This window comes from Lysinibacillus sp. fkY74-1, assembly GCF_053165895.1.
This window is the reverse complement of record NZ_CP170173.1, coordinates 244,815-258,485: the sequence shown is the minus strand read 5'-3', so window position 1 is coordinate 258,485 and position 13,671 is coordinate 244,815. Positions and strand designations below refer to the sequence as shown.

Genomic DNA, 13,671 nt, shown 5'->3' with positions numbered 1-13,671 from the left:
CAAATTAATATCTTCTCTCTTATGCTATCCTAATGGAAGTTAGGAGGAAGAATTTCATGAAAACTTACATAGCTGATGGTATGCTACTCGTTACAGCCATTGTTTGGGGCAGTGGGTTTGTTATAACAGCCATTGCCTTAGAATATTTAACCGCTTATCAAGTTATGGCTGGTAGATTTTTATTAGCTTCAATTATATTAACTGTTTTATTCGGTTCCCGATTAAAAAAAGCGTCTAGATCTGTCATATGGAAAGGTGCTTTATTAGGTACGATATTGTATATAGCATTTGCTCTTCAAACGGTTGGACTTCAATATACCACACCATCAAAAAATGCCTTTTTAACCGCTGTTAATGTCGTTATTGTCCCATTAATCGCCTATGCGGTTTATAAGCGTCGAATTGATGGGTATGAAATCATTGGGTCCTTTATGGCCATTGTTGGAATTGGCTTTTTATCGTTACAAGGTTCATTGACGATGAATATGGGGGATGCCCTTTCGTTAGCTTGTGCCGTTGCTTTTGCCTTTGATATATTTTATACAAATCTTTTTGTTCAAAAGGAAGATGCCATTGCACTCACTATCATTCAATTTCTTACCGCTTCCTTTATAGGTATTCTTGTGGTCATTAGCCAAGGAGAAATCCCTACATCACTAGAAAAAGAAGCCATCTATTCGATTATTTACTTAGGTATTTTTTCAACAACGATAGCTTACCTCTTTCAAAATGTGGCCAATCAATATACTACTGCTACAAAGGCTGCTATTATACTATCAACGGAATCTTTTTTCGGCATGATCTTATCGGTTATCTTCCTGCACGAAATTTTAACGAGCCGTATGGTTGTAGGAGCTGTTCTTATTTTACTCGCCATACTCATTGCAGAAATCAAACCAGCACACCCTAAAAAGAAGCTGATGAAAACACTCGATAATCAGACACCCAAATAGTTTCAGTCTCTTACTGGAGCTATTTTTTTATGCAACACGCTCAGGAGTAAACGAATGTTATGAAGCACGACTCGTAATGATGCTCGTCGTTATGCCTACTACTAGAACCGTAATAATAGACAATAAAAAAGTAGTGGAGGATAACAGGAAGCCGCCCACAACAATAACGATAGAATCAATAAAAAATATTAATATCCCTACATTAATACTTGTTTTATCACTAATAAATTGTGCAATGAGGTCTGTCCCTCCAGTGCTTGTCTGAAAACGAAGCATTAAGCCGATTCCGAAGCCTACCAGAATCCCCCCAAGTATAGCACTGTAAAGAGCATCTATATGAATGAGATTTCTGACTGGCTTTAACAAGTCTATAGTCAATGAAGAGGTAATTAAGCCATGAATACTATTGTAAAAATAAGCTCTATATTTAAACCATGCAATAATAAAAATAGGGATACTAATGATAATAATCATTAAACCAATCTTTAGCTTATATAAATAATGTAAAATCAGCGCTAAACCTACTACTCCCCCATCTAATATTTCATAGGGTGTTAAGAATAAGTTAATTCCTAACGACAAAGAAATACTCCCTACTATAATGACAAGGCTTTTTATCAAAAAATACATATGACCCCCCTCCGTAACTGAGCATGTCTTATAGTATGAAAATAGGTGATTGAACATGTTACGAAATAACCCTAGATCCTTAGCCATTTTTATCGAGTACTTTTGATAAATTTCTTCGAAACCTATTCATTTATTTTTCGTATATACATGTAACCTAAAGGGGGTTTTTAGATGGAGCATGCATTATTGGAACAGGTGAAACATACAAGAGTTTTTTTAAGAAAGGAGCTATTAAATACTATCTTTGAGGAGTTTGATGCTCAACGAATGAAGTTAACTGAAGCACAGCGTTTGGAGAAGTATCAGAAAATGCTTGAAAGTCCATTTCGCTTTTTCCGAGGAAGTGCTTATCTCTTTTATTTTGACATGACAAAAATTTCTTCCATTTTCCATACACCTACTCTCAAACCAACTTGGATTCAAGGAGACATGCACATGGATAACTTCGGTGCCTTTCAAAATGAAGATGGTACGATTGTCTTTGATGTCAATGATTTTGATGAAGGTTATGTTGGCTCTTATTTGTATGACATTATTCGGATGAGTGTTAGTATCGCACTCTATTTAGAGGAACAAGGCGTACATAGGACTGCTCAGGAAACGGCTATTCAACACCTGCTCAACAGCTATATGGATCAGTTAAAACGTTTTCAGCGTAAACAGGATGATCCTCTAACGCTCGTATTTACGAAAGAAAACACAAAGGGACCCGCCAAGAAATTGTTGAAAAAGCTAGAGAAACGTCAAAGCTCCCAATTTTTACAGGATATATCCTATGTCAATGAAGACGGGCAACGACTATTTATTAGCAATGATGAAATTCAGCCCGTTACTGCCGATGAATATAATGCCATTACGAGCGCACTACCTGCTTACAAGATTAAAGATATTGCTTGCAAGTATGGCTCAGGTACTGCTTCCATCGGCTTAAAACGATACTATATTTTAGTAGAAAATAAAAAAGGTGCATCGGGAGTAGGCGAATTAGTATTAGAAATGAAAGAGGTACGTACAGCGATCCCTGCCTATTTCCTTCCTTACAACCAAGAATTTTGGAAGCATTATGAGCATCAAGGAGCTCGAGTAGTGGGGACACAAAAAGCCATGCACCATTTAGAGGACCCTCATTTAGACTATATCACTATGAATGAGCAGGAATTTTACATTCGAGAACGTTCTCCCTATAAAAAGAAAGTAAAGCCTAAAAACTATAAAAATGTTGAGGATTACTATGCAACAACTTCAATCATGGGACAAATAGCCGCTAAAATACATGCACGAGCGGATATCGATTATTCCCATGTTTTTACCTATCATAGTGAGGATGAGATTTTAAAAACGATTGGGAAAGATCGTCATGTATTTGTTGATCAAGTAATTTTACAGGCTATGAACTACAAAGACACAGTCTCCTCCGATTTTGACCTATTTAAAAACTGGGTTGATACTCAATTTAAACAGCAATATCAAAAGGACCTTAGCCAATAGCTAAGGTCTTTACTTTTAAAAATTATTTTTGCTTAGCCTTCATACGAGCTAGTAAAAAACCACCTTTAAATGACTTCGGCTCATACGAAATTATAAATGCATTAGGTTCAAATTGCTCTACTATTTGAAAGAGTTCCGTCTCTCGATTTCTCTTTGTTAAAATTTCATATTTATAGCGATTACTATCTCGCCCCTCTCCAACATAAATCGTCACAGCAAATCCCTCATTACGGAGAAACCTTACAAGCTCTTCATTCTTATTTTGAGTATTGATTGTTGTATAAACATAACCAATCGCCAGCTTTCGTTCAATTTTGGCTCCTAAAAAAATACCTAAACCAAAACCAACTGCATAAACGACCATAGCTAACATACTTTGTTTCCCACTAAAAACAAGCGAAAGGCCAAATACATACACGAGCATCTCTAGCATACCGAATATGGCAGCAAGGAAAGTAATGTTTTTCACCAAAAATATTGTACGTAACGTTAAAAAGGGTACATATACTAATTGAAGTATTAAAATCAAAACGATACTTTGCATTTATACTAGACCTTTCTAAGAGTAGTTATATATAAGTGTATGTTGAAATAGAGTGTTACATTCTATTAAAAATACCTTATTTATAAATTCCCTCGCCATTCAATTCTAAACATCAACGGCTAAAATAAATATATAGTAAAAAAGCTGTTGTATTACTCAAACGACATTAGCTTTGGTCACTTTCAAGTTCAAAATATAGTTTAGTAAAAGCCATGTTACCTCTTCTATTTAAAATAGAAGAAGATGACAAATTTCTTTGAAAAGGAAGAACCCTATTTAGTATCCAGGGTGCTCTAACCATTGAATAAAAAATCGGTAATGTTCATTATATTATTCTACTCTCTTCACTTTTTTAGTAGCATAATATCTTCAACATCTTTTCTAACATGCACACTTTTACGCATAGAAAAAAGCCCCCTACCTTCAACTAAATTAATAGTTAAAAAACAGGCGACTTTACAACATTTTTTTCATCAAAATATGTGGGATATTCTGATAAATATCATTGCATTATCTCTTTATGCTTCCCCATGCATCGGGTCTTTTTTATGCTTTGGTCCAATCATATTGAATAAAATATTCAAGATAATCGCTGTGACTGAACCACAGACGATACCGTTAGAAGTTAAAATAGACACTTTATCTGGTAGAGCATCAAAAATACCAGGAACGACTGATACACCGACACCTAAACTTACTGCAATCGCAGCAATCATCGCATTTTCAGCAGATTCGTTCATCACAGGTACTAGCATACCCATACCTTGTGTAATGACCATACCGAACATCGCAAGCATGGCCGCACCTAATACAGACGTTGGAATAATCGTTGTTAATGCTGCGATTTTGGGTAGGAAGCCAAGTGCTACCAGTAGACCACCCGTGATGTAAATGACTTTGCGGTCTTTTACGCCTGACATACGTGTAAGTCCTACATTTTGTGAGAATGTTGTGTACGGAAAGGCATTAAATATACCACCGATTACAGATGCAAGACCTTCTGAGCGATAGCCACGAGCCAAATCTTTTGAATCTAGTTTTTTATTACAAATATCACTTAGTGCAAAATAAACACCAGATGATTCAACTAGAGATACCATAGCTACAAGAGTCATTGTAATAATAGCTGTTACATCAAATGTTGGCATTCCAAAGTAGAATGGTTGTACCATATGGAATACATCCGCTTCTGCTACTGGGTGAAAATTAACCTTGCCCATGAATGCCCCTAAGATGGTACCCGCTACTAGCCCAACTAGAATGGAAATAGCACGGATAAAGCCTGTAGAAAAACGATAGACGATTAATATGATTACTAGCGTAATAAATGCTAATGCAATATTTGAGCCGGATGCAAAATCCTCTGCTCCTTGTCCACCTGCCATATTATTTAAAGCTACTGGCAATAAAGAAATACCGATAATAGAAACGACAGATCCTGTTACTACTGGTGGGAAAAATTTCACTAGCTTCCCGAAGAAGCCGGCAATAATCACGACAATCAAACCAGATGCAATAATGGAACCATAAATATCTGTGATACCTTGCTCTGGGTTTGTACCTATAGCAATAATTGGACTTACCGCTGTAAATGTACAACCAAGTACTACAGGCAAACCAATACCAATAAATTTACCCGAGTAAACTTGTAAAAGTGTTGCAACCCCGCACATCATAATATCAATCGCCACTAAATACGTCATTTGTGTTGAATTAAAGCCAATTGCCCCTCCAATTATAAGTGGCACTAGGATGGCTCCAGCATACATCGCAAGTAAATGTTGAATTGCTAGCGTCGTTGATTTAAAGGTATTCATTACGCGCGAGCCTCCGTAGCAAATGTCACTTTGCCATCTTCAAGAGAATCTACAATCGCTAATGATTCTACGCGGACACCTTGCTCACGTAATAATTTGCCCCCATCTTGGAAGCCTTTTTCAATAACAATGCCCACTCCTACAACATGGGCACCCGCTTGAGCCGCAATATCAAGTAAGCCCTTTACTGCTTCACCATTTGCTAAGAAATCGTCAACAATTAAAATATTGTCGTCCTCACTTAAAAAATTACGTGATACTGAGATATCATTTGTTTCATTTTTTGTGAATGAATGTACTTTTGACGTATAAAGGTTATCTGAAAGTGTTAATGATTTACGTTTACGAGCGAACACTACTGGTGCACCGATTTCTAGTCCTAACATGACAGAAGGAGCAATACCTGAAGATTCTATTGTTAAAATCTTTGTAATTACTTGGTCAGCAAAGCGGTTTGCGAATTCGTGGCCAATTTCTTTCATTAACAATGGATCAATTTGATGGTTTAAAAATGAATCTACTTTTAATACTGAAGAAGATAGAACTTTACCCTCTTGCATAATTTTGTCGTGTAATAACTTCATTTCTGTCATATCCTTCTTTCTTAAATATTAATAAAAAAAGCTGAACACCTTGGTCCCATTCAGCTACGAGTGGAGCAAAGCATTCAGCGTTAAAACGTCGAAAGGAATAGAAAACATCATGTAAGAAGTTCTCTAAAAGCATTGCTACCCATAGTCGATTTATTTACGGTAAATCGGTAGAAACTTGCAAGCCATATCCTCGCTATTATATGAGTAAAATTGTATGAATCTATCAGAATATCCAATTCATCACTATATTCGGTAGAAGCCTATAACTTCTACTAAAAAAAGTTTGATTTTTCGGAATTTAATGGTATTCTGCGACTTTTTAATTGTAAACGTTCGTGTTTTCAATCAACGTACTGATTATAACAGACAATTTTCTAGCATGCTAGCATTATTTTGATAAATGAAAAGGTACTGTCATAATCACGACATTTCTGTGAAATAACAATGTCGTACGTATTAATAAGCTCGATTGGTTGTGAAGCATATGATGCCAGCCTTTTTTCGGTAAAAATTGAGGGATAACAACCGTTACTTTATGACCTGTTTTCGCACATTGATGGTCCACTTTATCAATAAATTTTATCAATGGCTGTGTGATGCTACGATATGCTGAATAATAGGTTACTAATCGAATATCTGGTTGCCAAGCCTGCCATTTTTCTTCGAAGGCTTTTGCATCTGCTGGATCGAAAGCCACATAAAAGGCAATAACTTTATCAACCCTTAGTGATTTCACATAATGAAGAGAATTTTCAACCACCTTCGTTATACCAGCTACTGGTACAATGAAAACATTGCCCTCAATGGTTGCCAGTTCCTCTTTACTCAATCTCAGCTGCTCTCCAACGGCTTGATAATGAAGCTTGATTCGATGAAATACGAAAATGATAATTGGTAAAAAGACAAACACTGGCCATACTTGAGGCATTTTTGTCACAAAAAACATCATCGCTACGATGAATGAAATGGCTGCACCCATTGTATTGATCGTAAATTTTGCCATCCAGCCAGTAGGTTTTTCACGCCACCATTTTCTCATCATACCGGTTTGCGCTAATGTAAACGGAATAAATACCCCAACAGCATAGAGTGGAATCAAATGTTCCGTTGTCCCATCAAATAAGATGATTAAGATAATGGCTGCTAGCCCTAGCATCATAATGCCGTTCGAATAACCAAGGCGATCCCCACGCATTTGAAATATTCTCGGGATAAAACCGTCTTTTGATAAATTGACAGCAAGTAGAGGAAATGCAGAATAGCCCGTATTTGCTGCAAGTACCAAAATCATCGCTGTTGCACCCTGTACTATATAATAAAAGATATTTCGACCAACACTTGCTTCTGCCAGTTGGGAAACGACTGTCGCTTCCGAAGTTGGCGCAATTCCGTAAAAATACGCTAAACTAACAATACCGATAAATAAAACCGCTAAGATTCCCCCCATCGCTAACAATGTTTTAGCAGCGTTTTTAGGGGCAGGATTTCTAAAATTAGGAATGGCATTCGAGATAGCCTCTACACCTGTTAAGGCTGAGCTTCCTGACGCAAATGCCTTTAATAAAATAAATAAACTAATCCCTGCTACTGGAGTACCAATCTTTGGATGCAGCTCTGCTGGCACCTGACCTGTTGCAACATTATAGAGCCCCAACCCAATTAACACTAACATAACGACTACAAACAGATAGACTGGATATGCCAAAACAGAGGCGGACTCTGTTACACCACGTAAATTCAAGATCGTTAAAAAAATCACAAATATAATAGCGATTAGCACATTGTATGGATGCAGACTTGGAAATGCCGATGTAATTGCGTCTGTACCTGCAGATACACTTACCGCTACCGTTAAAATATAATCAACGAGCAATGAGCCTCCTGCTACAAGACCCGCATTCACACCTAAATTTTCCCTAGATACTATATAAGCGCCACCTCCATGTGGATAGGCGAAAATAACCTGACGATATGATAAAGTCAGTGCCACCAAAAGGACAACAACCCCTGCAGCAATCGGTAAAGAATACCAAAATGCTAATGTTCCCACAGTCATCAGGACAATTAAAATTTGTTCTGGTCCATAGGCTACGGAAGACAAAGCATCGGACGATAATATGGCCAATGCCTTTGTTTTACTAAGCTTTTGTTCCCCTAACGCATCGGATCTTAATGGTTTGCCGATTACATAACGTTTAAATGAGGATTTCATCAATAAACACCTTCTAGTTTCTTAGATTGTGTTTCGCCTTCCTAAATGAGATCAAAAAACGCCTACAAGTCATCACCAAATAAGACTTGTAGACGCTCATCTGTCTGCCAAGCTCCAACTTTTCTGCTCTTAACGCTTACGAGGTTAGCTGTCGGATTCGGGCCTGAGTAGCCCTACCCTTCAAAAGAAGAGATTCACCCCTAGAATTGCTTATGCACTCCGTCAAAAATGGGTCCCCCGCGTCTAGTTTGCTTCAGCGATTTAGAAATTTGAAACTTTAATAATGATGCCATATTACGCCTGTCAATTAAAAAAGTAAAGAAGAAAATTTTTCTTTTTCACAAGTGAAATACATAGACATTTTGAACTCATGGTAAATATCCGTGGTAGAAATTAATTTCCTCGCAAACACCTAATTTAAAGGGATTATACAACAAAAAAAACCTTAAAAGTATGCTCTACTTTTAAGGCAACAACCAATATTAGTCTTCCATATCTTTTTCAAAATTAACAATTTCTCCTGTAATCGGATCAACATCAACCTCATATTCATATTGGCCATCTTTTAACTCGATTTCATAAATCCCATCATCTAATTTAATTTTTGTTACTGTACCCTTTGCTTTTGTTAGAGCCGCTTCAATAGCCTTTTCTTTACTTATAAGGTTGGTAGCAGTATTAGTGTTAACCCATTCATTATCGTCGTCATCTTGACGCTCTTTCTTCTGCTTAAGTAATTTTCCGGTATAGGCATCGAATTTTAAATCATACTCATCTGTATCAGTATGCACCTCTACCTCATAAACAGAGCGGTAGTTATTTTGATCAAGTTCAATATCTACTACTGTCCCCTCTACTACTGCCAATGCCTTCTTTTCGATTTTTTGCATGGATAGGACCTTTTTTTCTTGTGCACTTCCTGATAATAAAGTTGTAGAGCCAATCGCCGCTCCAACACCAAGAGTCACCACTAATGCAGGAATCATAATTATTTTTTTCATGTTCATCTCTCCTTTGTTTTATCTGCTTTTAGCTTACCAAGCAAAGATGATAGAACTATAAGAGGAACATTAGAATTTCATGAGAAAACTCTTTAATCGTCCCATGAAACAGAAAGGACCTTTCCAGATACAGCATGAATTTGGAACGTGGCTTCTTCATGCTCTGTTTCAATTTCAACTAAATAATAACCGCCCTCCGCCGTATCTTCAAAATCTACAGAATCCACCTTCCCGGTTAATTGTTGCAGCGCTATATCAATGGCTTGCTGTTCGGTAATAATGTGGGGGTTTTCAGGCTGATTTAATGGTTCTACATCTTTTTCAGATAACACTTCACCCGAATAGCCATCTACTGTGATATCTTTTTGCTTATGTTCCTTTTCAACACGTGCGGTATAAATGGTTTCCGTGAGCATGACGCTTTCTACCTCACCATATTTTTCTTTCACCATTTTTCTTATTTGATTTTCTGTTAACAATAATTTACTTTGCCCTTTTTGCAACGTTAGATCAGAAACCTGCTGTGTTGTAGCATCAAGCATGGCTGTATATTTCAAATTCTCACGTGTAAATTGTATTTCAAATGTATTTCCATGTTTCTTTACTTCTGAAACTTGACCTTTATAAATAGCTTCGATATGGCGAATCGCCTCTTCTTCACTGAGAGACTCCTTTTGAAAATAGCGATTTTGAATAAACCAAAGCACTCCGCTACAAAGAAGGACAATTACAATAATTAGTACAACCCACTTTTTCATTGCTGCCCCTCCTTCGGTATACATAAGGTAAAACTTGATCCTTCCCCAACTGTACTTTCCACATCTATAGTGATGCCCAATTGTCCTGCAAGATTATGTGCAATCGCAAGCCCTAAACCAGAACCACCTGTTTTACGATTGCGATCCTCTGTGACACGGTAAAAACGCTCAAACAAATGCGGAATATGCTCCTTAGGAATACCGACGCCAAAGTCCTGAATAGTCATTCGCACGTGTGAAGTAGTTTCTGCTGTGGAAATATAAACATCCCCCTCACTATACTTCCTAGCATTATCAAGCAAAATAAAGAGTAATTGCTTCAAAATTTTTTCATCACTATAGATAAATTGTGGTGCTTTTGCATCGACTATAAAAGCTCTATGATACGCCTGCTGCATTTGTGCAGCTACTTTATTTAAAAAGGGAGCTAGCTCTAGCTGTTCAATATGAATTTCTATATGCTCATTATTTTTTGCTAGCTCTAACAATTGCAATACCATTTCATGCATACGAGAAGACTCATTTGCAATAGCCTGAAGCGATTCTTGCGCTACTTCACGATTGTCAAAGCCTCTTCGTAAGAGTAACTTTGCATAGCTTTCGATGACAGTAATAGGCGTCTTTAATTCGTGAGAAGCATTTGAAACGAATTCCTGTTGCTTTTGATAGTGCTGTTCAAGCTTCTCCATCATCATATTGAAAGTTCGATTAATTTTTGCTAATTCATCCCCACCTTTAGCCGGGATGTCCATTTTTTCATATTTCCCCGTCGATGCACTTTTGCGCATTGTCGCATTTAAGCGTTCTAGTGGTAACAAAATTAGGCGACCAAGTGCCAGGCTCGCTAAAAAGATTGGAATGGTGGCAATAATGGACACGACTATCAAAATAGCCTTTAATAAATCCAATGTACTTTCTACTTCCTCCATGGATTGTTGTAAGGTGATATCCACAATTGTCCCATCTATCCAAATAGTAGGCATTGTATAGGTAATGGAAGTAACATCGGGCATATCTAGAGTAGCCTGAACCTTCGTCTTCAAATTTTCTCCATCATAAACATAGATTGCACCACCAGCTGGCATGTACGCTCTTAATACTTGCTGTAGGTTGGTTTGTGCATTTAACTGACTTAATGTTGAGCTTAAATCATTCGCTCGTGTATGAAGTTGACTATATTCCGTATTATAGGCAAATTTCTCGTACAAAAAATAAATTCCACTATTAGTTGCCACTAAAATTACTAGCATTAACAAAGTGGTCAGTAGATGAATTTTTGTTTTAAGCTTCATGATTTATTTTCCTTTAGCACATAACCTACACCACGAACTGTTTGAATAATGGGCGTTGCATTTGCAATTTCAAGCTTTTGGCGTACATAACGAATATAAACATCCACAACATTTGTATCTCCGTAGTAATCAAAGCCCCATACCGTCTCTAATATTTGTTCCCTTGTGAGCACTTGCTTAGGATGCTTCATAAGATACAGCAATAAATCGTATTCTCTAGGAGTCAGCTGGATTTCCTTACCATAATAAATCACTTCTCTTGTCTGCTCATTGATCGATAACTGTCCAAACGATACACCGACCTTTGTTGGACTAGCATTTTGAGAAAACCGTAGTGCATTACGGATACGGGCCAGTAATTCTTCAATTTCAAAGGGCTTTGTCACATAATCATTAGCTCCTAAATCCAAGCCCTTTACCTTATCCTCTACCTCACTTTTAGCAGTTAGCATGATAACTGGGGTCTTTGATTCTGTTGCGCGAATCCGCTTTAGCACATCTATACCACTCATTTCGGGTAACATAATATCCAGTAAGATTAAATCCCATTGCTCCTCACGATATTGCAATAAACCATCTGCTCCTGTATGGGCTATCACCGCTTCATAGCCTTCAAATTGAAGCTCTAACTGCAGCACTCTCGCAATATTTTCTTCATCTTCTATAATTAAAATTCGATTGCTCACGTCGAATCAGTCCTTCACCTTTTCTTTCATCGTAAACGATAGAGGTAAGGAAAGTCTAATTAGAAATTGATGAGAAGTGTGCATACTTATTTTTTTAAAGTTTTAAGCAAAGCGCTTCCCTTTTTCTAATCCTAGCGTTAGAATACTATTATCTCATTTTCCTCTAGGAAACTTTATTTCTCGAACGATACTTTTTGAAATGAGGGAACAATATGGTATATAAACAAGTCACAAAATCGTCTGCCGAGGCAGTTTTAGATGGAGATATAAAAGGTTGGCGACGTTTTTTGCCTTTTCTTGGGCCTGCATTCATTGCAGCGGTCGCCTATATTGATCCTGGCAATTTTGCCACAAATATTACAGCTGGCTCTCAGTATGGTTACTTACTCCTTTGGGTAATAGCCTTTTCTAATTTAATGGCGGTGCTCATCCAATCCTTATCTGCAAAGCTTGGGATTGCGACAGGGAAAAATTTACCTGAGGTGGCACGTGAACATTTTTCTAAAAAAACATCTATATTTCTTTGGATTCAGGCTGAATTAGTCATTATTGCTACCGACCTTGCTGAGTTTATCGGAGCAGCATTAGGGCTTTACTTGTTATTTAATATCCCTATGCTTCCAGCAGCTATCATTACAGCTATTGGATCATTTGCTATTCTAGAGCTTCAAAGAAGAGGATTCAGAGCATTTGAGGCAGGCATTTCTGGTATGGTTTTAATTGTGGTTTTAGCATTTGCCTTCCAAACGTTTTTAGCTCAGCCAGAATGGGGCGAAGTAGCAATTGGTATGTTCACACCTCAGTTTGAGGGGGTGGACTCATTACTATTAGCAACTGGTATTTTAGGTGCGACCGTCATGCCCCATGCTATTTACTTACATTCTTCTTTAACACAAAGTCGTATTATCGGTCGTAATGAAGAAGAAAAAAGAAGAATCTTCCGTTTTGAATTTATTGATATTATCATCGCTATGATTATTGCTGGAGCCATCAATATGAGTATGCTCATTATCGCGGCAGCAGTATTTCACACACAAGGAATCGTAGTAGAGGATTTAGACGTTGCCTATAACGGATTAAAGGATGCTCTCGGTCCAATGGCTGCCGTTTCCTTTGGTCTTGGTTTACTTATTGCTGGGCTAGCTAGCTCATCTGTAGGGACATTAGCAGGTGACGTAGTGATGCAAGGCTTTATTCAACGAAAAATACCACTTTATTTACGGAGAGCCATTACAATGGTCCCGCCGCTAGCGATTATTGCATCTGGTGTAAACGCAACCTATGCGCTTGTTCTTAGTCAGGTTGTGTTATCTTTTGGTATTGCATTTGCCCTCGTCCCTCTCGTTATGTTTACAAGCAAACGGGACATTATGGGCGGTTTAGTGAACCACCGTATTACTACTATTTTAGGCTGGTTTGTAGTTGTGATCGTAGTGGCATTAAATATTTACTTACTAAGCGAAACAATATTTGGATAAAATAGTGAATTAATAGACTAACAAAAGGCATCGAGAAGAAAAATCTCGATGCCTTTTTGTTGATAATCTATAACCATCTATAGGAGACAATTATAGCTGATTTTAATACTATCGGATATTATCTATCCCTACAAGGACCGGTGCATGCAAAAGGGAAACCTTAAGTAGACACATCTTGTGGGGCAGCTGAAGCAGTTGCAGAAACTACAGTTGATAATA

The 13,671-nt window shown here is 37.5% G+C and carries 12 protein-coding genes and 2 riboswitches; of the genes, 3 read left to right on the top strand and 9 right to left on the bottom strand.

From position 1 onward, the window contains the following. Positions 1–56 precede the first annotated feature (56 nt). Entirely contained in the window at positions 57–953 is an 897-nt protein-coding gene (locus tag ACE1MS_RS01270; protein WP_031418289.1) for a DMT family transporter, read from the top strand. A gap of 57 nt (positions 954–1,010) precedes the next feature. Here the strand turns inward: ACE1MS_RS01270 and ACE1MS_RS01265 are convergent, their stop codons facing one another. After that, positions 1,011–1,583 carry a YitT family protein gene (locus tag ACE1MS_RS01265; RefSeq protein ID WP_012292515.1) on the bottom strand — a complete coding sequence of 191 codons (573 nt, stop codon included), beginning with the start codon at positions 1,581–1,583 and terminating at the stop codon, positions 1,011–1,013. A gap of 171 nt (positions 1,584–1,754) precedes the next feature. On the opposite strand from ACE1MS_RS01265, the gene ACE1MS_RS01260 reads away from it, so the two are divergent. Continuing rightward, the gene (locus ACE1MS_RS01260; protein ID WP_031418287.1) at positions 1,755–3,071 is read left to right on the top strand and encodes a DUF2252 family protein; all 1,317 of its coding nucleotides are present in this window, start codon (positions 1,755–1,757) and stop codon (positions 3,069–3,071) included. A gap of 22 nt (positions 3,072–3,093) precedes the next feature. On the opposite strand, the gene ACE1MS_RS01255 is transcribed toward ACE1MS_RS01260, so the two are convergent. The 8 genes from ACE1MS_RS01255 to ACE1MS_RS01220 all read right to left on the bottom strand — a co-directional run bounded on the left by ACE1MS_RS01255 (position 3,094) and on the right by ACE1MS_RS01220 (position 11,974). Further along, positions 3,094–3,615, bottom strand: coding sequence for a DUF2179 domain-containing protein (locus ACE1MS_RS01255; RefSeq protein WP_012292513.1), 522 nt, complete (start codon positions 3,613–3,615; stop codon positions 3,094–3,096). Between the two features lie 518 nt (positions 3,616–4,133). Next, on the bottom strand, positions 4,134–5,432 hold the full coding sequence (locus ACE1MS_RS01250) for a nucleobase:cation symporter-2 family protein (protein WP_031417662.1): 1,299 nt from the start codon (positions 5,430–5,432) through the stop codon (positions 4,134–4,136). Then, complete coding sequence (locus tag ACE1MS_RS01245) at positions 5,432–6,016, bottom strand: xanthine phosphoribosyltransferase (protein WP_036162548.1); 585 nt, start codon at positions 6,014–6,016, stop codon at positions 5,432–5,434. The genes ACE1MS_RS01250 and ACE1MS_RS01245 overlap by 1 nt, the downstream gene beginning before the upstream one ends. 131 nt (positions 6,017–6,147) lie before the next feature. Beyond that, a riboswitch (purine riboswitch) is annotated at positions 6,148–6,249 on the bottom strand. 164 nt (positions 6,250–6,413) lie between these two features. Next, entirely contained in the window at positions 6,414–8,237 is a 1,824-nt protein-coding gene (locus ACE1MS_RS01240; RefSeq protein WP_198695288.1) for an APC family permease, read from the bottom strand. A 119-nt stretch (positions 8,238–8,356) separates the two neighbouring features. Next, positions 8,357–8,506, bottom strand: a riboswitch (cyclic di-AMP (ydaO/yuaA leader). A 213-nt stretch (positions 8,507–8,719) separates the two neighbouring features. Beyond that, the gene (locus tag ACE1MS_RS01235; RefSeq protein WP_036160619.1) at positions 8,720–9,238 is read right to left on the bottom strand and encodes a PepSY domain-containing protein; all 519 of its coding nucleotides are present in this window, start codon (positions 9,236–9,238) and stop codon (positions 8,720–8,722) included. Positions 9,239–9,330: 92 nt separating this feature from the next. Next, positions 9,331–9,996 (bottom strand): PepSY domain-containing protein, encoded by a 666-nt coding sequence (locus tag ACE1MS_RS01230; protein ID WP_036166615.1) that lies wholly within the window; start codon positions 9,994–9,996, stop codon positions 9,331–9,333. Next, positions 9,993–11,288: a sensor histidine kinase gene (locus ACE1MS_RS01225; protein WP_099805790.1), complete on the bottom strand. Its 1,296-nt coding sequence runs from the start codon at positions 11,286–11,288 to the stop codon at positions 9,993–9,995. The genes ACE1MS_RS01230 and ACE1MS_RS01225 overlap by 4 nt, the downstream gene beginning before the upstream one ends. Further along, positions 11,285–11,974, bottom strand: coding sequence for a response regulator transcription factor (locus ACE1MS_RS01220; protein ID WP_012292506.1), 690 nt, complete (start codon positions 11,972–11,974; stop codon positions 11,285–11,287). The genes ACE1MS_RS01225 and ACE1MS_RS01220 overlap by 4 nt, the downstream gene beginning before the upstream one ends. Before the next feature lie 212 nt (positions 11,975–12,186). Here ACE1MS_RS01220 and ACE1MS_RS01215 point away from each other — a divergent pair, with 212 nt between their 5' ends. Further along, positions 12,187–13,452: an Nramp family divalent metal transporter gene (locus tag ACE1MS_RS01215; RefSeq protein WP_012292505.1), complete on the top strand. Its 1,266-nt coding sequence runs from the start codon at positions 12,187–12,189 to the stop codon at positions 13,450–13,452. Positions 13,453–13,671 lie beyond the last annotated feature (219 nt).